This is a genomic window from Rhodanobacter lycopersici, assembly GCF_040812335.1.
In the GTDB taxonomy this organism is placed as follows: domain Bacteria; phylum Pseudomonadota; class Gammaproteobacteria; order Xanthomonadales; family Rhodanobacteraceae; genus Rhodanobacter_A; species Rhodanobacter_A lycopersici.
The window spans coordinates 518,205-539,158 of the sequence record NZ_JBFOHK010000003.1 but is presented as its reverse complement, the minus strand read 5'-3'; the positions used below and the strand labels follow the sequence as shown (position 1 = coordinate 539,158).

The 20,954-nt window shown below is 68.7% G+C and carries 23 protein-coding genes; 19 read left to right on the top strand and 4 right to left on the bottom strand.

Translation table 11 applies throughout. The features are described from left to right. Positions 1-6 precede the first annotated feature (6 nt). From fliM to ABQJ54_RS13615, 18 genes are all read left to right on the top strand, one after another. On the top strand, positions 7-1,023 hold the full coding sequence (gene fliM / locus ABQJ54_RS13700; RefSeq protein WP_367854864.1) for a flagellar motor switch protein FliM: 1,017 nt from the start codon (positions 7-9) through the stop codon (positions 1,021-1,023). Further along, positions 1,020-1,367, top strand: coding sequence for a flagellar motor switch protein FliN (gene fliN, locus ABQJ54_RS13695; protein ID WP_367854863.1), 348 nt, complete (start codon positions 1,020-1,022; stop codon positions 1,365-1,367). The genes fliM and fliN overlap by 4 nt, the downstream gene beginning before the upstream one ends. Positions 1,368-1,528: 161 nt before the next feature. Then, a complete protein-coding gene (gene fliO / locus ABQJ54_RS13690) occupies positions 1,529-1,876 on the top strand; it encodes a flagellar biosynthetic protein FliO (RefSeq protein WP_367854862.1) in 348 nt (115 codons plus the stop codon). Further along, positions 1,873-2,703, top strand: a complete 831-nt coding sequence (gene fliP / locus ABQJ54_RS13685; RefSeq protein WP_437343357.1) for a flagellar type III secretion system pore protein FliP — start codon at positions 1,873-1,875, stop codon at positions 2,701-2,703. Before fliO ends, fliP begins: the two co-directional genes overlap by 4 nt. A gap of 731 nt (positions 2,704-3,434) precedes the next feature. Next, positions 3,435-3,704 carry a flagellar biosynthesis protein FliQ gene (gene fliQ / locus ABQJ54_RS13680; protein WP_367854861.1) on the top strand — a complete coding sequence of 90 codons (270 nt, stop codon included), beginning with the start codon at positions 3,435-3,437 and terminating at the stop codon, positions 3,702-3,704. Then, complete coding sequence (gene fliR, locus ABQJ54_RS13675; protein WP_367854860.1) at positions 3,704-4,471, top strand: flagellar biosynthetic protein FliR; 768 nt, start codon at positions 3,704-3,706, stop codon at positions 4,469-4,471. Before fliQ ends, fliR begins: the two co-directional genes overlap by 1 nt. A gap of 148 nt (positions 4,472-4,619) precedes the next feature. Beyond that, positions 4,620-5,753 (top strand): flagellar biosynthesis protein FlhB, encoded by a 1,134-nt coding sequence (gene flhB, locus ABQJ54_RS13670; protein WP_367854859.1) that lies wholly within the window; start codon positions 4,620-4,622, stop codon positions 5,751-5,753. An 18-nt stretch (positions 5,754-5,771) separates the two neighbouring features. Further along, positions 5,772-7,862, top strand: coding sequence for a flagellar biosynthesis protein FlhA (flhA, locus tag ABQJ54_RS13665; protein WP_367854858.1), 2,091 nt, complete (start codon positions 5,772-5,774; stop codon positions 7,860-7,862). A 127-nt stretch (positions 7,863-7,989) separates the two neighbouring features. Beyond that, positions 7,990-9,279: a flagellar biosynthesis GTPase FlhF gene (flhF, locus tag ABQJ54_RS13660; protein WP_367854857.1), complete on the top strand. Its 1,290-nt coding sequence runs from the start codon at positions 7,990-7,992 to the stop codon at positions 9,277-9,279. 14 nt (positions 9,280-9,293) lie between these two features. Next, a complete protein-coding gene (locus ABQJ54_RS13655) occupies positions 9,294-10,229 on the top strand; it encodes a MinD/ParA family ATP-binding protein (RefSeq protein ID WP_367854856.1) in 936 nt (311 codons plus the stop codon). Continuing rightward, positions 10,226-10,954 carry an RNA polymerase sigma factor FliA gene (locus ABQJ54_RS13650; protein WP_367854855.1) on the top strand — a complete coding sequence of 243 codons (729 nt, stop codon included), beginning with the start codon at positions 10,226-10,228 and terminating at the stop codon, positions 10,952-10,954. The genes ABQJ54_RS13655 and ABQJ54_RS13650 overlap by 4 nt, the downstream gene beginning before the upstream one ends. Positions 10,955-11,015: 61 nt before the next feature. Continuing rightward, entirely contained in the window at positions 11,016-11,423 is a 408-nt protein-coding gene (cheY, locus tag ABQJ54_RS13645; protein ID WP_367854854.1) for a chemotaxis response regulator CheY, read from the top strand. Next, entirely contained in the window at positions 11,420-12,061 is a 642-nt protein-coding gene (locus ABQJ54_RS13640) for a protein phosphatase CheZ (RefSeq protein ID WP_367854853.1), read from the top strand. Before cheY ends, ABQJ54_RS13640 begins: the two co-directional genes overlap by 4 nt. Positions 12,062-12,075: 14 nt before the next feature. Beyond that, the gene (locus ABQJ54_RS13635; protein ID WP_367854852.1) at positions 12,076-13,953 is read left to right on the top strand and encodes a chemotaxis protein CheA; all 1,878 of its coding nucleotides are present in this window, start codon (positions 12,076-12,078) and stop codon (positions 13,951-13,953) included. Positions 13,954-14,270: 317 nt separating this feature from the next. Then, the gene (locus ABQJ54_RS13630; protein WP_367854851.1) at positions 14,271-15,011 is read left to right on the top strand and encodes a flagellar motor protein; all 741 of its coding nucleotides are present in this window, start codon (positions 14,271-14,273) and stop codon (positions 15,009-15,011) included. After that, positions 15,008-16,060, top strand: a complete 1,053-nt coding sequence (gene motD / locus ABQJ54_RS13625; protein WP_367854850.1) for a flagellar motor protein MotD — start codon at positions 15,008-15,010, stop codon at positions 16,058-16,060. Before ABQJ54_RS13630 ends, motD begins: the two co-directional genes overlap by 4 nt. Before the next feature lie 28 nt (positions 16,061-16,088). Further along, complete coding sequence (locus ABQJ54_RS13620) at positions 16,089-16,568, top strand: chemotaxis protein CheW (RefSeq protein ID WP_367854849.1); 480 nt, start codon at positions 16,089-16,091, stop codon at positions 16,566-16,568. Continuing rightward, complete coding sequence (locus ABQJ54_RS13615) at positions 16,558-16,908, top strand: DUF2802 domain-containing protein (RefSeq protein WP_367854848.1); 351 nt, start codon at positions 16,558-16,560, stop codon at positions 16,906-16,908. Before ABQJ54_RS13620 ends, ABQJ54_RS13615 begins: the two co-directional genes overlap by 11 nt. A 384-nt stretch (positions 16,909-17,292) precedes the next feature. Here ABQJ54_RS13615 and ABQJ54_RS13610 read toward each other — a convergent pair whose 3' ends face one another. The 4 genes from ABQJ54_RS13610 to fliK all read right to left on the bottom strand — a co-directional run bounded on the left by ABQJ54_RS13610 (position 17,293) and on the right by fliK (position 20,443). Continuing rightward, positions 17,293-17,448 carry a hypothetical protein gene (locus tag ABQJ54_RS13610; protein ID WP_367854847.1) on the bottom strand — a complete coding sequence of 52 codons (156 nt, stop codon included), beginning with the start codon at positions 17,446-17,448 and terminating at the stop codon, positions 17,293-17,295. 89 nt (positions 17,449-17,537) lie between these two features. Then, the gene (locus ABQJ54_RS13605; RefSeq protein ID WP_367854846.1) at positions 17,538-17,891 is read right to left on the bottom strand and encodes a hypothetical protein; all 354 of its coding nucleotides are present in this window, start codon (positions 17,889-17,891) and stop codon (positions 17,538-17,540) included. A gap of 1,152 nt (positions 17,892-19,043) precedes the next feature. After that, the gene (locus ABQJ54_RS13600) at positions 19,044-19,310 is read right to left on the bottom strand and encodes a flagellar biosynthesis protein (RefSeq protein WP_367854845.1); all 267 of its coding nucleotides are present in this window, start codon (positions 19,308-19,310) and stop codon (positions 19,044-19,046) included. After that, entirely contained in the window at positions 19,307-20,443 is a 1,137-nt protein-coding gene (gene fliK / locus ABQJ54_RS13595; RefSeq protein WP_367854844.1) for a flagellar hook-length control protein FliK, read from the bottom strand. Before fliK ends, ABQJ54_RS13600 begins: the two co-directional genes overlap by 4 nt. 178 nt (positions 20,444-20,621) lie before the next feature. Between fliK and ABQJ54_RS13590 the strand changes: the two genes are divergently transcribed. Further along, entirely contained in the window at positions 20,622-20,954 is a 333-nt protein-coding gene (locus ABQJ54_RS13590; RefSeq protein WP_367854843.1) for an STAS domain-containing protein, read from the top strand.

Sequence of the window (20,954 nt, the reverse complement as noted above, 5' to 3'; positions counted from 1 at the left end):
GCGGCGATGAGCGACCTGCTTTCCCAGGACGAGATCGACGCGCTGCTCGACGGCGTGACCGACGGCGCGGTGGAGACCGGCGGCGACCAGCCGCTGCCGCCGGACGCGGTGGTCTCCTACGACTTCACCCAGCAGGACCGCATCGTGCGCGGCCGCCTGCCCACGCTGGAAATGGTCAACGACCGCTTCGCGCGGTTCTTCCGCACCGGCGTGTTCAGCGTGCTGCGCAAGACCTGCGAGGTCTCGGTGCTGGGCGTGAGGATGCTGAAGTTCGCCGAGTACGTGCACGGCCTGGTCGTGCCCACCAACCTGAACCTGGTGAAGATCAAGCCGCTGCGCGGCACTGCGCTGGCGGTGTTCGAGCCGCGCCTGGTGTTCACCGTGATCGACAACTTCTTCGGCGGCGACGGCCGCTACCACGCGCGCATCGAGGGCCGCGATTTCACCGCCACCGAGAACCGCGTGATCCAGATCATGCTGGGCGAGCTGTTCACGGCGATGGTCGAGGCGTGGGCGCCGGTGCTGGGCCTGCAGTTCGAGTACCAGGGCTCGGAGATCAACCCGCAGTTCGCCAACATCGTCAGCCCGACCGAGACGGTGGTGGTGTCGCGCTTCCACGTCGAGCTCGACGGCGGTGGCGGCGAGATCCACCTCACCCTGCCGTACGCGATGGTCGAGCCGATCCGCACCCTGCTCGACGCCGGCGTGCAGAGCGACCGTGTCGACCGCGACGACCGCTGGGCCGAGCTGTTGCGCGACGAGGTGCTCGACGCCGAGGTGCCGCTCAGTTCGCAGCTGCTCGACATCGAGCTCACCCTGGGCGAGTTCCTGCACCTGCGCCCCGGCGACGTGCTCCCGGTCCAGCTGCCCGAGCTGGCCACCGTCTACGCCGAGGACGTGCCGCTGTTCCGCGGCCGCTACGGCCAGGCCAACGGCCGCAATGCCATCCGTTTCCACACCCAGGTCGGGCGGCGCGAAGTGCGCACCGCCGGCGACCTGTCCAGCCGGGAAGAAACCGCATGAACCAGTCCACCGAAGCCGTTGCCGACGACGTCGGCGAACGCGTCCAGTTCGATTCGCTGCGTGGCGGCAACGCGGGAGCCGCCGAGGTCAACCTCGACATGATCCTGGACGTGCCGGTGACCTTGGCGATGGAGGTCGGGCGCACCCGCATCAGCATCCGCAACCTGCTGCAGCTCAACCAGGGCTCGGTGGTGGAACTGGATCGCGCCGCCGGCGAACCGCTGGACGTGTTCGTCAACGGCACCCTGGTCGCGCATGGCGAGGTGGTGGTGATCAACGAGAAGTTCGGCATCCGCCTGACCGACGTGATCAGCCCCGCCGAGCGCGTGCGCAAGTTGCGGTGACGACAGTGTCGGACCGGCCCTTCGACATGCCCGGGACAGGGAAATCGGCTCGCGCAGGCAGGATGCCGAAGCGAACAACGGCAAAGCCGTTGGCGCGCAGGGCGAGCCGCGGATGCGGCGAGTCAATGGGAAACCGGCTCGCTGCGCTGGCGCCTGTCGCCATGCCCACAGCCGACATCGACGTGGGCGGCGAGCTGCTGCGGGTACTGCTCAGCCTCGTCGCGGTGGTGGTGCTGATTTTCGTGGCGGGATGGATGTCGCGGCGCATGCAGGCACGCAGCCGGCCGGGCGGACGCCGTATCCGCTGCGTGGAGGCGATGGCGGTGGGCGCGCGCGACCGCGTGCTGCTGCTCGACGCCGACGGCAAGCGCCTGCTGGTGGGCGTGGGTCCGGGCGGCATGCGCACCCTGCACGTCTACGAGGGCGAGGCGCCGGCCGCGACCGAACCGCCGGCGCTCGAGGTTCCCTCGTTCGCGCAGCTGCTGTCGCGCTGGAAGGGCAGGCCGTGAAGTCCCGTCATTTCCTTGCCGCGCGCTGCTGGCTCGCGCTCGCCCTGCTGCTGCTGCCGCTGCTGGCGTGGGGTGCGCCGCAGGTCGCGCGCAACGCCGCATCCACGCCGGCGCTGTCGATGCCGGCCAGCCCGGCGGGCCTGGGCAACGCGGGCATCCCCGTGCTGACCGTGCGCGATGCACCGGGCGGCGTGCGGAACTGGACGCTGTCGCTGCAGATGCTGGCGCTGCTCACGGTGCTGACCCTGCTGCCGGCGATCCTGCTGATGATGACCTCGTTCACCCGTATCATCATCGTGTTGAGTTTCCTGCGTCAGGCGCTGGGCACGCAGTCCACGCCGCCCAACCAGGTGCTGCTGGGGCTGGCGCTGTTCCTCACCCTGTTCGTGATGTCGCCGGTGCTCAACCGCGCCTACGCCGACGGCGTGAAGCCGTACATGGACGGCCAATTGAGCGCCGAGCAGGCGCTGCCCGCGGCCAGTGCGCCGTTCAAGCGCTTCATGCTCGACCAGACCCGCGAGGCGGACCTCACGCTGTTCACCAAGCTTGCCGGCGAGCAGCCCTACGCGAGCAAGGACGACGTGCCGTTCAAGGTGGCGATGCCGGCCTTCCTCACCTCGGAACTGAAGACCGCGTTCCAGATGGGCTTCCTGCTGTTCATCCCGTTCCTGATCATCGACCTGGTGGTGGCCAGTGTGCTGATGTCGATGGGCATGATGATGGTGTCGCCGTCGATCATCTCGTTGCCGTTCAAGATCATGCTGTTCGTGCTGGTGGATGGGTGGACGCTGCTGCTGGGGACCCTGGCCGGGAGCTTCTACACATGAGCGCCATGCTGGTGGCTACTCCCTCTCCCCTCCGGGGAGAGGGTTGGGGTGAGGGGCGGGTGCTCGCGGGAGGGTTTGTTGCTGGCAGGTTTGTTCGCGAAGAGCTTTCGTGCGCCTGCGGCGCCCGAGTTACTTTCTCTTTGCGTGGTCAAAGAGAAAGTAACCAAAGAGAAAGGCCACCCCGGTTGGCGCTTGCCGGGCGTCCTGCCCGGCAAGTCCGTGAGACGGGGCCCGGCTTTTCGAGCGGGCTCCTGCCCGCGCGAAAAGGCGAGCCCATCCATGGGCTCGCCCGCTGCGCGGCCTTTTCGTCCCCGCCTCACCGCCGCCCAGGGGCCCCGGAAGAGCAGGCGCGCATCGTGCGCGCCAGAAGCCGCAGCGCTTCGCTGCGCGCTCTTGCTGTCGTTTCTGCGCGCTGGGAGCGCGCTGCTCTACCCGGGGCCCCTATGGCGCGGCGGGCGGGTGGTGGAAAGTCCGCAGGATGGCCCGCAGGGATGCGGGCCAGTTTTTCGCCGGGACAGGAGTCCCGTCGAAAAACCCCACCACCCGCCCGCGCACCCGCAGGGCAGGAGGCCCGGAGGGCGCGCCATCGGGGTGTCGTTTCCTCTTGGTTACTTCTCCTTTGGACAAGCAAAGGAGAAGTAACTCGGGCGCCGACAGGCGCTCGAAACCGCTTTGAATCTTGCGCGAGCGAAACCCGAATGCCGCGTCCGGCGCAAAAATGAGATGTGCCCATGACCCCCGAATCCATCATGGAGATCGGCCAGCACGCGCTCTACGTGGCGATGCTGGTGGCCGCGCCGCTGCTGCTCACCGCGCTGGCGGTGGGTTTGTTGATCGGCGTGGTGCAGGCGGCCACGCAGATCAACGAGATGACGCTGAGCTTCATCCCCAAGCTGATCGCGATGTCGCTGGTGGCGCTGATCGCGGGGCCGTGGATGTTGCGCCTGCTGGTGCACTACACCGCGCAACTGATCGAGAGCCTGCCGGGGGTGATCCGGTGATGACGCTGGACCTGGCCTGGCTCTCGCTGTGGCTGGGCCGTTTCCTGTGGGCGCTGGCGCGTGTGAGCGGCCTGTGCCTGGTGGCGCCGGTGTTCAGTGCCTCGGTGCTGCCGATGCAGGTGCGCCTGGGCGTGGTGCTGGTGCTCACCATGGTGCTGGCGCCGCTGGCGCCCGCGTCGGTGGATGTCCTCGGTGTCGGCGGCATGCTGGAGCTGGCGAGCCAGATCGTGGTCGGCGCGGCGGTGGGCTTCGTGCTGAATCTGGTGTTCGACGCGGTGCAGTTCGGTGGCGGCCTGGTCGGGCAGAGCATGAGCCTGGGTTTTGCCGAGGTGGTCGATCCGCAGGCTGGCGGCAACTCCAACGTGCTGGGCCAGTTCTACCTGGTGCTGGTGACCTTGCTGTTCCTGGCGATGGACGGCCATCTGCGCCTGATCGCGCTGCTCGCCGACAGTTTCCGCAGCCTGCCGCCGGGCAGTCTCGCGATCGATGCCAACGGGCTGCATGCGGTGCTCGCCTTCGGTGTGCAGCTGTTCGGCGGCGCGGTGCGCGTGGCCTTGCCGGCGATGACCTCGCTGCTGGTGGTGAACATCGGCTTCGCCGCGATCAGCCGTGCGGCGCCGTCGATGAACCTGTTCGCGGTGGGTTTTCCGATCACCGTGTCGCTGGGCTTCATCGCCCTGTGGCTTTCGCTGCGCAGCCTGCCCGGTGCGTTCGATGCCTTGCAGGGCGATGCCTGGGACTTGATGCGCCACCTGCTGGGGGGCTGAAGGCATGGCCGATGCACTTCCCCAGGCACACCCTGTAGGAGCGCACCCTGTGCGCGATGGCTCTGGTGTTCGATCGAAGCCGAGAGCATTCGCGCACAGGGTGCGCTCCTACAGGTCCGGGCTTCCGGGGCGATGAGCAGGCGCTGAGATGGCCGACGACAGCGACCAGGAAAAAACCGAACAGCCGACAGAAAAACGGCTGAAGGAATCGCGTGAGAAGGGCGAGGTCCCGCGATCGCGCGATCTCAGCGGCGCGGCGGTGGTGCTGGCCGGCGTGGCGACGCTGCTGGCCGGCGGGAGTGCTTCGTTCGGGCATGCGCGGCGCATCTTCGCGCTGGGCCTGGGCTACTCGCGCGATGCGCTGTTCTCCGATGCGCTGCCGGGGCGCGTGCTGCACGCGGCCGTGCACGAGGCGCTGGCGCTGTTCGCGCCGGTGGCGTTGGCCACGCTGGTGGCCGCGTTCGCCGCACCGCTGCTGCTGGGCGGGCTCAACTTCAGCGGCCAGGCGCTGGAACCGAAGTTCGAACGGCTGGATCCGATCAAGGGCCTGGGGCGCATCTTCGCGCTGCGCGGCCTGGTGGAGCTGGGCAAGGCGCTGCTGAAGCTGCTGTTCATCGGCGCGGTGCTGGCGCTGCTGCTGCGCCACTGGCAGGGCCAGCTGCAGGCCACCGGGCGTGGCGCGGTGACGGCGGGCATCGCGCAGGCGCTGGGCCTGCTGGGCCAGTCGGCGTTGTGGTTCGGCAGCATCCTGGCGCTGCTCGGCGGCATCGACGCGCTGTATCAGAAGTACGACCACGACAAGCGGTTGCGCATGAGCCGGCAGGAGATCAAGGACGAGACGAAGGAGAGCGAGGGCAGCCCCGAGGTCAGGGGGCGCATCCGCCAGGTGCAGATGGCGCAGGCGCGCCGCCGCATGATGGAAGAACTGCCCAAGGCCGACGTGGTGGTGGTCAATCCCACCCACTTCGCGGTGGCGCTGCGCTACGACGACGGCCGCATGGGCGCGCCGCGGGTGATCGCCAAGGGCGTGGACATGCTGGCCCAGCAGATCCGCCTGGTGGCGGGCAGCCATCGCATCCCGCTGGTCGAGGCGCCGCCGCTGGCACGCGCCTTGTATGCGACTACCGAGCTTGGCCGGGAAATCCCCGCCGCGCTGTATGTGGCGGTGGCCCAGGTGCTCGTCTACGTCTACCAGCTCAAGCAGGCTGCGACGCAGGGCGAGGCGCCGCCGGCCGCACCGAACCCCGAGATCGATCCGGATCTCATGGGGCCTTATCGCTAACAGGCACGAGTCAAATCCATGACGGGTACGCAGGTACTGGGCAGTTTCAGGCAAGTGGCGCGACGGGGCCTTGGCGCACCGGTGATGATGCTGGTGATGCTGGCGATGATGATGTTGCCGCTGCCGCCGTTCCTGCTCGACATCCTCTTCAGCTTCAACATCGCGCTGTCGCTGGTGATCCTGCTGGCGGTGGTCTACGTGATGCGGCCGCTGGAGTTCGCCGCGTTCCCCACCGTGGTGCTGATGGCCACGCTGCTGCGCCTCGCGCTCAACATCGCCTCCACCCGCGTGGTGCTGCTGCATGGCCACGACGGCCCCGGCGCCGCGGGCAAGGTGATCGAGGCCTTCGGCGAGTTCGTGATCGGCGGCAACTTCGCGGTGGGCCTGGTGGTGTTCGCGATCATCACCATCATCAACTTCGTGGTGGTCACCAAGGGCGCCACCCGCGTGTCGGAAGTGACCGCGCGCTTCACCCTGGATTCGATGCCCGGCAAGCAGATGGCGATCGACGCCGATCTCAACGCCGGCCTGATCAACCAGGAACAAGCCCGGGAACGGCGCCAGGAAGTGCGCGAGGAGGCGGACTTCTACGGCTCGATGGACGGCGCCTCGAAATTCGTGCGCGGCGACGCCACCGCCGGCATCCTGATCCTGATCATCAACATCGTCGGCGGCTTCTTCGTCGGCGTGATGCAGCACGGCCTCTCCGCGGGAGAGGCGGCGCAGACCTACACCCTGCTCACCATCGGCGACGGCCTGGTGGCGCAGGTACCGGCGCTGATGCTGTCGGTGGCCACCGCGATCATCGTCACCCGCGTCTCCAAGGCGCAGGACATGGGGCGGCAACTGGCCGGCCAGGTGTTCGGCCAGCCGCGGGCGCTGGCGGTGGCGGCCGCGGTGCTGGGCGTGATGGGCCTGATCCCCGGCATGCCGAACCTCGCCTTCCTGCTGCTGGGCGGCGTGTGCGGCGGCGCGGCGTGGCTGCTGTTCAAGCGCCAGCGCGAGACGCGGCAGCAACTGGCCGCCGACACCGCGGCGGCGCCGGCTCCGGCGGCGCCCGCCGAGCGCGTGGAACTGGGCTGGGAGGACGTCACCACGGTCGATCCGCTGGGCCTGGAAGTGGGTTACCGGCTGATCCCGCTGGTGGATACGCACCAGGGCGGCGAGCTGATGGGGCGGATCAAGTCGGTGCGCCGCAAGCTGTCGCAGGAACTGGGCTTCCTGATACCCGCGGTGCACATCCGCGACAACCTCGACCTCGGCCCCACCACCTACCGCATCATGCTGATGGGCGTGCCGATGGGCGAGGCCGAGGTGCACGCCGAGCGCCTGCTCGCGATCAACCCCGGCCAGGTGCACGGCACCGTGGCGGGCATCGCCACCCAGGACCCGGCCTTCGGCCTGGAGGCGGTGTGGATCGAGCTGGGCCAGCGCGAGCTGGCGCAGGGTTACGGCTACACCGTGGTCGACCCGGCCACGGTGATCGCCACCCACCTGTCGCACATCCTGCAGGGCCACGCGCACGAACTGCTCAGCCACCAGGACGTGCAGCAGCTGCTGGACCGCCTGGCGCAGGGCGCGCCCAAGCTGGTCGAGGACCTGGTGCCGAAGCGCCTGACGCTGGGCGTGGTGGTGAAGGTGCTGCAGAACCTGCTGGCCGAACGGGTGCCGATCCGCAACATGCGCGGCATCGTCGAATCCTTGGCGGAGCACGCGGGGCAGAGTCAGGATCCCGGCGTTCTCACCGCCGCCGTGCGCGTGGCGCTGGGCCGGCAGATCGTGCAGGAGATCACCGGGCTGGGCACCGAGATCCCCGTCATCACGCTGGCGCCGGAGCTGGAGCAGATCCTGCTCGGCTCGATGTCCAGCGGCGGCGTGGCGGGCGCCGCGGTGGAACCGGGCCTCGCCGACCGCCTGCAGCAGAGCGTGGCGGATGCCGCGCGCCGCCAGGACATGAGCGGCGAACCGGCCGTGCTGCTGGTCCCGCCGCAGCTGCGGCCATGGCTCGCGCGCTTCACCCGGCACGTGGCACAAAACCTGCACGTGCTGGCCTACAACGAGGTGCCCGACAACCGTCGGGTGCGTCTGGTCCAGGCGTTGGGACGATGAATAGCGGGAATTCGGCAGTCGGAATCGGTGATTCGGTCGAGGCGGTGCGCACGCGGGTTTGCGGCGTTGCCGGCCTGTTCGGATCCACGGTCACGGATCGCACATTCCGTCAGCGGAGCAAGCACCCATGAAGATCAAACGTTTCGTGGCGCCCGACATGCGCCAGGCGATGCGCGAAGTGCGCGAAGAGCAGGGGCCGGAAGCGGTGATCCTGTCCACGCGCCGGATGGACGATGGCATCGAGGTGATCGCCGCGATCGACTACGACGAGGCGCTGGTACGCGAAGCGGCCAGGCATGGCGCGCCCGTCCTGCCGAAGGTGGAGGTGAAGACGGCCAAGGCGGAGCCTGCCCCGATCGTGGCAGCGAAGCTGCCGCCGCCGGTGGCGCCGCCCGCGCCCGTGGCCCCGCGTCGCCTGCACCCCATCGCGCCGCCTGTCGCTGCCGTCGCCGCGGAACCGCCGGTGGCACACCCGCTGATGGAGCGTGCCGCGCATGACACCGCCCAGCTGCGCAGCGAACTGAGCGACCTCCGCGCGATGCTGGAACTGCAGTTGTCCAGCCTGGCCTGGAACGACATGGAGCGGCGCCAGCCGCTGCGTGCGCGGATCCTGCGCGAGATGACCCGGCTCGGCATCGAGGCCGACGTCGCGCGCACCCTGGTGGCCGAGTTGCCGGAAAAAATCAACGCCGAACAGGCGCGCTACCTGCCACTGGGCATGCTCAGCCGCAGCCTCGCGGTGAGCGGCCGCCACCTCAGCGACGACGGCCGCGGCGTCATCGCGCTGGTCGGCCCCACCGGCGTGGGCAAGACCACGACCATTGCGAAACTCGCTGCGAAAGCGGTGATGCGCCACGGCGCCGAGCGGGTGGCCCTGGTCAGCACCGACCACTACCGCATCGGCGCCGCCGCGCAGCTGGAACACTACGGGCGCCTGCTCGGCGTGCAGGTCTATCCGGCCTACGACGCGCGCAGCCTGCGCAAGGTGCTGGAGATGCTGCAGGGTCGCCACACCGTGCTGATCGACACCGCGGGCATGGCCGGCGGCGATCCGCGGCTGGCGCAACAGCTGGAGATCCTCGCCGACGCCGGCGAGCTGCATTCGTGCCTGGTGCTGGCGGCCAATGCGCAGCCCTCGGCGCTGGAAGATGCGGTGCGCGCCTACAGCGCGCTGAAGCCGCATGCCTGCATCCTGACCAAGCTGGACGAGGCGCCGAAGCTGGGCGGCGCGCTGTCGGTGCTGATCCGCCACAGGCTGCCGCTGGACTACGTCACCGACGGCCAGCGCGTGCCCGAGGACATCGCCACGGCGGATGCGCGCGTGCTGGTGTGCCGCGCCGCGCAGTCGCTCAAGGCCGAGGCTCCCGACGACAACCTGATGGCCGAGCGCTTCGGCTTCGCGGCGGCCCAGGCATGAACGGAGTGCTTGCGATGAACCAGGCCGCAGGGCTGAAGCAGATGCTGACCGCACTGGTCGGCCTGCCCGCGGCGGGAGCGGCCGCCGGCCACCAGGCCGATGGCCTGCTGGCCGCGGTGCCGGCCTCGCGGCGGCACTGCCAGACGATCGCGGTGGCCGGCGGCAAGGGTGGCGTGGGCAAGAGCACGGTGGCGGTGAACCTCGGCGTGGCGCTGGCCGGCGCCGGCCACGAGGTCATGCTGCTGGATGCCGATACCGGGCTGGCGAACGTCGACGTGATGCTCGGCCTCGCCCCGTCGCGCCACATCGGCCACATGCTCGACGGCGAATGCACGCTGGAGGATCTGCTGCTGCCCGCGCCGTGCGGCCTGCAGGTGGTGCCGGCCGGCTCCGGCGCACGCCGGCTGGCGCAGCTGCACAACGGCGAGCTGGCGGCGATCATCCGCGCCTTCGACGAACTGGCGCGGCCGCCCGAATACCTGCTGGTGGATACCGCCGCGGGCCTGTCCGACAGCGTGACCATGTTCGCCGCCGCGGCCGACGAGGTGATCCTGGTGGTGTGCGACGAGCCGGCTTCGCTGACCGACGCCTACGGGCTGGCCAAGGTGCTCAGCCGCGACTTCGGCGTGCGCCGCCTGCGCATGGTCGCCAACATGGCGCGCAACGAGGGCGACGCGCGGCAGCTGCACCAGAAGCTGGCGCGGGTCAGCGACCGCTTCCTCGACGTGGCGATCGAATTCTGCGGCTGGGTGCCGCACGACGAGCGCCTGCGCCAGGCGATCCGGCGCCAGGCCGCGGTGGTCGAGCTGTGGCCGTCCAGCCCGTCGGGTCGGGCATTCAAGAAACTGGCCGGTGCGGTCGATAAGTGGAACGAGCCCGGACGCGCGGGTCTCGATCGCATCTCCTTCTTCGGTGGCCGGACGGCTCCGGCCGGGGGTGTGCCGGGATGAGCGCGGCTTCGGAATATCTGCAACTCTCCCGCGAGAGTGCCGACGAACTGGTACGTCGGCACGCGCCGCTGGTCCGGCGGATCGCCTATCACCTGATGGGGCGGCTGCCGGCCAGCGTCGACGTGGGCGACCTGATCCAGGCGGGAATGATCGGTTTGCTGGAGGCGGCACGCCATTTTGCCCACGACAAGGGCGCCAGCTTCGAGACGTTTGCGGGCATCCGCATCCGTGGCGCGATGCTGGACGAGCTGCGCAAGGCCGACTGGACACCGCGTTCGGTGCATCGCAAGACCCGCGAGGTGGCCGAGACGATCCGCCAGATCGAGGCCGAGACCGGGGCCGAGGCGGACGATGCCGAGGTGATGCGCCGGCTCGGCATCAGCGCGGAGGAATACCACCAGGTGCTCACCGACGCGGCCTGTTCGCGCCTGCTCAGCCTCACCGCCTCGGACGACGGCGAGGAAACCGGCGTGCTCGACGTGGCCGACGAGAACAGTCTGGGACCGGACGAAGGCATCGAGCACAACGGCATGCGCGAAGCGCTGGTCGAGGCGATCGGCGGGCTGCCCGAACGCGAGCAACTGGTGATGTCGCTGTACTACGAGCAGGAATTGAACCTCAAGGAAATCGGTGCCGTGCTCGGCGTGAGCGAGTCGCGGGTGTGCCAGATCCACGGCCAGGCCGTGATCCGGCTGCGCGCGCGGCTGGCCGACTGGCGCGACTGAGCGGAGCCCACCCCACCATCCCCGGGGCCGCGCGGCGGCCCACTGCACGCGGAGCAGACGTTTGGACAAGAACATGAAAATCCTGGTGGTGGACGATTTCTCCACCATGCGGCGCATCGTCAGGAACCTGCTGGTCGAACTGGGTTTCACCAACACCCTGATCCAGGAGGCCGACGACGGCGAGAGCGCGCTGACCATGCTGCGCAGCCAGCCGTTCGACCTGGTGGTGACCGACTGGAACATGCCGAACATGACCGGCATCGACCTGCTGCGCGCGATCCGCGCCGAGGCTGCGCTGAAGGGCATGCCGGTGCTGATGGTGACGGCCGAGAACAACCGCGACCAGATCATCGCCGCCGCCCAGGCCGGCGTGAACGGCTACATCGTCAAGCCGTTCACCGCGGTCACCCTCAAGGAAAAGCTCACCAAGATCTTCGAACGGATCGCCGCAGCCGGAGCCAGCGCATGAATGCCGTACTTCCCCTCGCCGTCGACGACAGCCTGCCGCCCGAGTTGCGCGATCTGCTGAACAGCCCGGAAGGCCCCGCCTTCGAGCAGGCGCTGGACACGATGGTGCGCCAGCGCGAGCAGCACCTGTTCCGCGCGCTGGGCCAGCTGGCCCGCGAACTGCACGACGCCGTGCGCCGCCTCGGCGGCGAGCTGGCGCAGGAAGGCGTGCCCGGCATCGTGGCCGACGCGCGCCAGCACCTGCAGGACGTGCTGGAGATGAGCGCGAACGCCGCCAACCGCAGCATCGACTTCGCCGAGCGCCTGCGCCCGCAGGCCGCATCGCTGGCGCAGCACGCCGACGCGATCCTGCAGCGCGCCGACGGCAGCGATCCCGCCGCCGCGCTGGCGCGCGAAGCCGCCGGCTTCGCCGGCAGCTGTCGCGACGGCCTGGCCGACATGGTGGTGGCGCAGTCCTGGCAGGACCTCACCGGCCAGCGCATCAAGAAGGTCGCCAGCTTTATCGGCACGGTCGAATCCTCGCTGCTGGAACTGGTGCGCCTCACCGGCGCGCTGGCCGGCGTCGAGGCGCCGGTCGACGTGGCCAAGGTGACCAGCCAGGAGGATGCCGACCGGCTGCTCAGCGAATTCGGGTTTTAAGGGGCTCTGGCGCAGTGAACGCGGATTTCGACAACGAGCTGCGCCAGGATTTCCTGGTCGAGGCCGGCGAACTCGTCGAGCGCCTCGGCGAGCAGCTGGTCGGGCTGGAGCAGTCGCCGGGCGACGGCGAACTGCTGAATGCCGTGTTCCGCACCTTCCACACGGTCAAGGGCGGCGCCGGCTTCCTCGCGCTGGAGCCGATGGTGCTGCTGTGCCATCACGCCGAGGACCTGCTCAACGAGGCCCGCAACGGCGGCGTGCTGCTCGACGCCGGTTACATGGATGCGCTGCTGCAGACACTGGACCTGCTCAGCGACATGATGGCCGCGCTTGGCGCCGGCACGCCGCTGGCGATGCCGCCGCCGGCGCTGCTGCAGGCGCTGCTGCCGCGTGGCGCCGCGGCTGTCGTCGTGGCGCCCGCGCCGCCCCCCGCACCGGAGTCATTGCCCGAGCCGGCCGGCAGCACCATCGATGACAGCGAGTTCGAAGCGTTGCTGGACAGCCTGTACGGCAGCGCCGCGCCGGGCACGATCGAACCGGCCGCGCTGCCGGCGGCACCGGCCACGCCGGAAACGATCGGCGACGACGAATTCGAGGCGTTGCTGGATACCTTGCACGGCAAGGGCGGCCAGCCAGGCATCGCGGTCGCGCCGCCCATGCCTGCTCCAGCTCCCGCCGCCGCTCCCGCCCCGGCCGCACGCCACGCGGCGCCGGCCGCCGAGAACACCGTGCGCGTGGACACCACGCGGCTGGACCTGCTGGTCAACCACGCCGGCGAACTGGTGCTGGCGCGCAACCGCCTGCTCAGCCTCGCCGCGCGCCACGGCGGCGAGGCGCTGGCGGAGGCGGCCGGCGAGCTGGACCGTATCACCGACGAGCTGCAGGGCGCGGTGATGGGCATGCGCATGCAGCCGGTGGGCCGTCTGTTCCAGCGCTTCCCGCGCATCGTGCGCGACCTCGCGCGCCAGCTCGGCAAGGAAGTGGAGCTGGTGCTGGAAGGCGAGGGCACCGATCTCGACCGCAGCCTGGTCGAGGCGCTGGCCGACCCGCTGATCCACCTGCTGCGCAATGCGCTCGACCACGGCGTGGAGCTGCCCGACGCGCGCGAGCGCGCGGGCAAGCCGCGCAAGGGCCGGGTGTGCCTGTCGGCCAGCCAGCGCGGCGAGCGCATCGTGATCGCGGTGCGCGACGACGGCCGCGGCATGGACCCGGAGATCCTGCGCCGCAAGGCGGTGGAGAAGGGCGTGATCGATGCGGCACAGGCCGCGCGGCTCAGCGAGGCCGAGTGCTACGAGCTGATCTTCCGTCCCGGCTTCAGCACTGCCGCCACGGTATCGGATGTCTCCGGCCGCGGCGTCGGCATGGACGTGGTGAAGACCCGCGTGGCCGAACTCGGCGGCACCTTGCAGGTGCATTCGCACCTCGGCCATGGCAGCGAACTGGAACTGGCGGTGCCGCTCACCCTGGCCGTGCTGCGCGTGCTGATGGTGCGCGTGGGCAGCCGCCTGCTCGCGCTGCCGCTGGGCAACGTGGAAGAAGTGTTCGAACTGGCCGCAGGCCAGGACTGCCTGCTCGACGGCCGCCTGGTCGCGCGCCATCGCGGCCGCGCGCTGCCGCTGGTCGACATGGTCGGCTGGACCGGCGTGGCGGCCGAGGCGGTACGCCACGTGGCGGTGCTGCACATCGGCCACCAGCGGCTGGGCTGCCTGGTGCACGAGGTGCTCGGCCGCGAGGACGTCATCGTCAAGCCGCTCGGCCACCTGTTCGACGGCGTGCCGGGCGTCGCCGGCGCCACCGTCACCGGCGACGGACGGCTGGCGCTGGTGCTGGACCTGGCCGCCCTGGCCGACGGTACCGGGCAATCCCCCATTCCCCTGGCACAGACCGGCTAAGAGCCTGTTTATGATCCCCAAGCACCCCGCGTTGTCATCGAGTGGCCGTCAGGTGGTAGGGCGTGGCGCCGGCCTGCCTGGCTGGCAGGCCAAGCCGCGCGCTGCCGCATGGCGGCCACTCGATGGCAACCCGCAGGGCCGGGCCTGTTTGCCCGCATGCCTGCGTCATCACTCAGTCGTGGACGGACGTCCACTCCTCGCTCCTCAAGGCCGAGTCCATCCATGGACTCTCCCCGCGTGCCTTCGTTCTTCCTTGGCCTGCGCGCAAACAGTTCCCGGCGCGGGGCGCTTGGGGATCGTAAACAGGCTCTAACGTCATGGATCTGATCAGCATCATCGGCACGATCCTGGCCTTCCTGGTCATCATCGTCGGCACCATCCTCAAGGGCTCCACCGTCGACGCGCTGTGGAATCCCGCGGCGTTCGTGATCGTGTTCCTCGGCACGCTGGCCGCGCTGCTGGTGCAGAACCACGGCAAGGTGCTCAAGCATGCGCTGCGGATGCTGTCGATGGTCTACCGGCCGCCGCAGCACCGGCCGTCCGACCTGATCAGCCGCATCGTGGGCTGGAGCGAGATCTCGCGCCGGCAGGGCCTGCTCGGGCTGGAGCCGCAGATCGAGGCCGAACCCGATCCGTTCGTCAGCAAGGGCCTGCAGCTGCTGGTCGACGGCGGCGAGCCGGAGGCGATCCGCGGCGTGCTGGAGGTGGACCTGGAAACCCGCGAGGCGATCGACCTGGCCGGCGCCAAGGTGTTCGAGATGGCCGGCATCTACTCGCCCACGCTGGGCATCATCGGCGCGGTGATGGGCCTGATGGCGGTGATGCAGAACCTGGCCGATCCGTCCAAGCTCGGCCACGGCATCGCGGCCGCCTTCGTGGCGACCATCTATGGCGTGGCGCTGGCCAACCTGTTCATGCTGCCGATGGCGGCGCGCCTGAAGAGCCTGATCAACAAGCAGACCCGGATGCGCGAGATCCTGATCGAGGGCCTGGTGTCGATCGCCCAGGGCGACAACCCGCGCCAGATCGAGGCGCGCCTGCAGGGCTACGTGGCATGAGGCGGCGCAAGCACGAGGAGCACACGAACCACGAGGCGTGGGCGATTCCCTATGCCGATCTGATGACCCTGCTGCTGGCCTTCTTCGTGGTGATGTACGCCGTCTCGGTGGTCAACGAGGGCAAGTTCCGGGTGATGTCGGAATCGCTGATCGAGGCATTCAACGGCTCCAGCCACGCGATCGCGCCGCTGCCGCCCACCCGGGTGCGCCCGCACAACATCAATCCGTCGATCGCCGCGCCGGCCGGGCAGGCCGGCTCCTCGGTGGTGCCGATCGCCGTGCCGATCCCGCCGCACCCGGTGGCGATGCAGGGCGGCGACGGCCGCGACATCGCGCAACAGGCCGCACCGCAGGCCAACCTCAAGCGCATCGAGGCCCAGGTGCGCAAGGCGCTGCAGGTGCTGATCGACCGCAAGCAGGTAACCGTGCGCAACAACGGCCACTGGCTGGAGATCGAGATCCGCACCGACATCCTGTTCCCCAGCGGCGTGGCGCAGCTGTCCACGCCGGCGCAGGGCGTGCTGCACAACCTGGCCACGGTACTGGCGGGTTTCGCCAATCCGCTGCGGGTCGAGGGCTTCACCGACGACGTGCCGATCAGCACCGCGCTGTATCCCTCGAACTGGGAACTCTCGGCGGCGCGCGCGGGCAGCGTGGCGCGCCTGTTCGTCGGCAGCGGCATCGCGCCGGACCGGCTCGGCATCGTCGGCTGGGGCGAGATGCATCCGGTGGCCGACAACGACACCGCGGCCGGCCGCAACGAGAACCGCCGCGTGCTGGTGGTGGTGATGGGCGACGGTTCGGCACCCGCGCGCGCGCACAGCGACATCGGCGAGCTTGACCGGCAGCCCGGTATCGCCGAGGCGCCGGTGCCGGGCATGCTGCCCACCGTGCAGGTGGTCGAGTCCTTGCGGCCGGCGCCGTCCAAGGCGGCGAAGAGCGCGCCCGCCGCGGCTGCTGCCGGTGCGGAGGACGCGCGGACGCCAGTTGCCGAGGCCCGGGCGAGCGCCACGCCCGCCGCCGCAAGCCAGACCAGGGCCATGCCATGACCCCGCGCGTCGACCCGGGAGACTGCGCATGAACGCCACGCCCGCCGGCAACATGCCGGAGGATCGCCACTGGCTGTCGTTCCGCATCGGCGAGCAGTTGTACGCCGCGCGGCTGGCCGATGTCAGCGAGGTGATCCGCGACGACGAACTGACGCCGGTGCCCGGCGCCGCCGCCGACCTGCTCGGCGTGCGCCACCTGCGCGGGCGCATCGTGCCGGTGATGGATGGCCGTCGGCGACTCGGACTGCCGGCACAGCCCGCGGCCGATCCGCTCGCGGTGCGCATCGTGATGCTGGCGCACGCCGGCCAGCCACTCGGCCTCAAGGTCGACGCGGTCGGCGAACTGCTGTGCAGCGACGGGCTGGAGATCGCGCCGCCACCGCCGGGACGGGCCCGCCGCGCCGGCGATCCGGTCAGCGGCGTGCTGCCGTGGCAGGACGGCTTCGTGGCCCTGCTCGACGCGCGCCGGCTCTACCGCCTGGACGGAGACGACGGCGATGTGGCTTGAACTGGGTGTGCTCGCGTTGCTGCTGCTGGCCACGGGCCAGACCGTCCTGCTGCTGCACCTGTGGCGGCAGTCCGGCCGCCTGCGGCAACGCGTCGACGCGCTGTGGCAGAACGCCGCCGGCACCAGCACCGACGTGCCCACCTCGATGCTGGTGACCGCGCTGGGGCGCCTCGAACGTCAGCTCGGCCAGGTGGAACGGCCGGCGTCGCCCGGACGTTCGTGGGAACTGGCCAAGCAGCTCGCGCGCGAAGGCGCGGATGTCGAGCAGTTGGTGGCGTGCTGCGGGCTGTCGCGCGATGAGGCGGCGCTGATCCTCGCGATGCGCGCGCCGGTCATGTAGGAGCCGGTGCAGAGTCTCTCGGTGTCTAGCGCTGCCTTCGATCCTGGGCGGCGCTCGCGATGCACTTCCTCCCCTCTCCCACTTGTGGGAGAGGGGTAGGGGAGAGGGGCTTTTGCTCTTCGCGTTATCGCAAGTTTCAAAGCGGTTTCGTGCGCCTGCCGGCGCCCGAGTTACTTTTCTCTTGCGTGGCCAAGAGAAAAGTAACTCAAAGAGAAGGCCGCCCCGATGCGGCGTTCTCCGGGCATCCTGCCCTCCGAGTCCGTGAGACGTGGCCGGGCTTTTCGGCCGGACTCCTGTCCGCGCGAAAAGGCGTTGCCCTCCATGGCAACGCCCGCTGCGCTGCCTGATCGTCCACGCCTCACCGCCGCATAGGGGCCCCGAAATTCAGCGCGCTCCTGCGCGCAGAAGCAGGGGCAAGGACAACAAAACAAAAGCGGCGGCAGAAGAGGCGGCGTTGATGGGCTTGAACAGCCGCAGCCGTGTTTTTCCGTTGCGTCGTGGACCGCGGCGAGTGACCATTCCTGGATCTGGCTTGGGCATGGGTACTCCTGAAACGTTAGGTCAGGGTGTCCACTAAACCGTGGAAGCTATTACGTTGGCTGCGATGAACTGTTGTGTGGCTTGGGATGCTAGCGTGTTAGCCAAAATACCTTTATACGCTCATTATGTATTTTTGCGGCCATTTCTCTCTTGACAATGCTGAAGCCAATGTGTCGTGCACCTTGATATTTTAGGTTTTTATCGTCGAAGATTGTCTTGGCATCAGAAACTCTCTTGCAAAAGAGCATGTCATTCGACTCTGTTATTTGTTGATTTGGAGGCAGTTGCTTATTTGCAAATTCTATTGCTCTAGTTTTTCCACTTCCTGATGCGCCAAACAAAATGAACCTAGACCCGTGCGTCGTGATGGCTTCCATCAAGCGGCAGTCATTGCTATTAATGTAAGCAATGATCTCATTGGCGACCCTTTCGAAATTCTCCATGTTGTTTTCCTGTTTGAGACGGCTGAGTCGAGCTTTGGCGCATAACGCTGGAGTTGAGCAGCGGCGAAGCCGTCCGCCTCAAACGAGCGGTTAGGGTGCCATTGCATGTGCTTAGAACCCATACCCGCAAGATTGCGGTACTAGATTTTGACCAAACTTACATGACGTTGCGACTTCTTTGAGTCGCGCCATATTTCGACGCGAAAGTGATCGACTGGTGGTAATGGAGCTGGTCGAGGCGGAGTTGGTAGTCGCTGACGTCGGTCCAGCTCCAACTCTTGGTCGTTTGGTAGCGTGTACGGCAAGGATATCTGCTGAGGGAACAGCGGTGCATCTTGCAGAGCGGAGTGCAGTGCACTCACGAACTCTGGTGACCCGGCGCCGTCATCACCTAGCAAGATGCTCGCTTTATGCATTGCATCATCTGCGCTCAGCTCACCGCTTTGTACCTTATCGAATAGGGTTTGTAGCTTTGCAAGCGTGGCGCCAGACCTTCGAATCTTTGGTGCTTCACTGGGTCTTGGCAATCTCGACGACGCGCTGTCGGTTAGCGCAGTAGTAGCCGTTTGTACTTGCGAGCGTATTATCTTTAAGCCGTCCACGAACGAGCCATATTGCCCGATGCCTATATAGAGTGCGCCCAATGCTGTCGCAATCTTTCCGAGGCCCTTAACCGAACCCTCTTCGATACGCAATGAAAGCGCGTAGTCGTTGAGAGTTAGAGCAATCTCGACATCTCTTTCCCACGTGTCGAAGAGCGAAGTGGAAAATGATTCAAGCTCCCTTGATGGAAGACTCGGTACCTGTATGTAGAAGCTAGTCGTCCCGAGCTCAATCAAAATGGCCCCCAATCGACGTAGTGCTTATTGCCCAAACTCGTAGTGGATCCCCGATCCGGGAGGGCGCCTCATCGTTCCGCATCGGGCGGCACCCCGTCAAGTCATACTTCTGCGAACGATCAGTGGCTTGGCCGACTGCGCAGAGCCTTCCGCGCTAACGAGACTGCATGGGAATGGCCGGGAGCGGCCGGATATGTCTTATCGCGCTGGAAGCAGCGGTATACCCGCGTTGACGCTTCGCGTCTGCGCCCAGAGCGAACGCGGCCAGCCGAGGTTCGGCACACACTCAGACGCGAAAACGCTCGATAGTGGCTCAGCCCTGCTCCTCTGCCGCGTCATAGACTGCGGCCAGCACCGACGCCGCCGCGGCATAGAGCAGCGCCGGCACGTCGTCGCGCAGGCGCAGGCCGGCCAGCAGGGCGGCGATCTGCGGATCGGGATGCAACGGCAGGCCCAGCGCCTGCGCACGAGCGCGCAGGCTTTCCAGCGATTCGGGTGGCAGCGCCCTGGTTTCGGCGGTGCCGGGGCCGGACAGGCGCAGGCTGACCCGGCGCATGGATGGAGAGGGTGGCGTGTTCATGCGGTGGCCTGCAGCAGCACGGCGCTGTAGCGGCCGGTCGGTTGCGGCAGGCCGAGCTGGCAGCTCAGCTGGTCGAGCAGCAGACCGCAGGCGGCCAATCGCTGGCGCAACGCGGTGAACTGGCGTTCCAGCCGCTGCACGGTGTCGGCACGGGCGGCCCACAGGCGCACCGACAGGCGCGGTTCGCGCAGTTGCAGCTCGCCCTGCACCGCACCCAGTGCGGGCAGGTCGAGCGCGAAGCCGAGGTTCCAGCCGCGGCCGCCGTCGCCGGCGTCGATGACGTATTCCAGCTGCAGTTGCAGCACGTCGCGACCGCCCTCGCCCTGCAGCGGGATCTCGATCATCCACGCCGGCAACGGGCCGGTGCCGGACTCCAGCTGGGCCACCTCGATCCGCGCCAGCGCGGCGCGCACGTCGCCGTGCAGGCGGTCCAGCAGCGGTGCCACGTCGTCGTCGGTGGTCGGCAGCGGCAGCGCGCGCGGTTGCGCCTGCGGGCCGCGTTGCAGCAGGGGTGGTGCGGTCTCGTCGCCGTTCTGTGCCGGTGGCGCCTGCGTGCGGCGGTCGAGCAGGGCGGCCAGGCGCAGCAGTGCGCTCTTCCAGTCGTCCTGCGGCAGCACCGGGCTGCCGTACGGATTGGCGAGCAGGGATTCGAGGAACAGGCCGCTGCGCTCGATCGCCACGCGCAAGCCCTCGCCGCTGGTGATGTCCGCCGGGCTGCGGAGCGCCTGTTCGAGCAGGGCGAGCGCGGTGCGCAGATCCGGCGGCAGCTGGCGCAGCATCGGCCACTGGGCCACCGCATCGAGCGTGGCCAGCAGCGGCGCATAGCCGTTCTGCTGCGGCAGGCGTTCGCGCAGGGCGCGCTGCAGGGCAGGGTCGACCTGGGGCGACAGCATTTCCAGCAGCGGCTGCGTGCCCAGGCTCAGCACGCGCACCTGGAACTGCGCGGGCAATTGCCCGCCGGCCACGTCCGCTTCCACCGCCAACGCGCCGATCTGCAGCACCTGCAGCCCTTGCGGACTCACACCCAGCGGCCGCGCCGACAGCACGCTGCCGATGCGCCAGCTCGGCGCCGCGCTGCCGGCGGCGGCACCGGCCCAGGTGAGGGCGGCAAGGCTGGTCGGCTGGATGATCAAGTCGGTTCCTGCGCGTGAGTGGGCGGGTGGCGTGAGTGGCTCGTTCCGGAGGACATCGGCCGTTCCCGCAGAAACTTGAGGTGGCGTCAGCTGCGGGTGCCGGGAGGCTAAAGCGTGCACCACGGCGGCCGATAAGCCCAGCAGTCAGCGCCACCCGGGCGCGAACGGAGCATTGGGCATGGCCGGCAAGCAGGCGGCGAAGCGGGATGGCGAACGACAAGCAGCCGCGCCGGCACCGGTGGTGTTGCCGGCGGACTGCCGCATGGCCGCCCAGGCGGCGCTGCAGGCCGAGTTGCTGGAGGCGCTGCAGGGCGGCGGCGTCACGCTCGACGGCAGCGGGGTGGAGCGCGTGGATACCGCCGCGCTGCAGCTACTGGTGCTGTTGCGCCGCGAGCTGGACAGGCGCGGCGGCACGCTGGCCTGGCGCGGTACGAGCGAAGCATTGAACGACGCGGCCGGCCTGCTTGGCCTGGCACGGATTCTGGAACTGCCGGCCGCCGGGCCGGCCTGA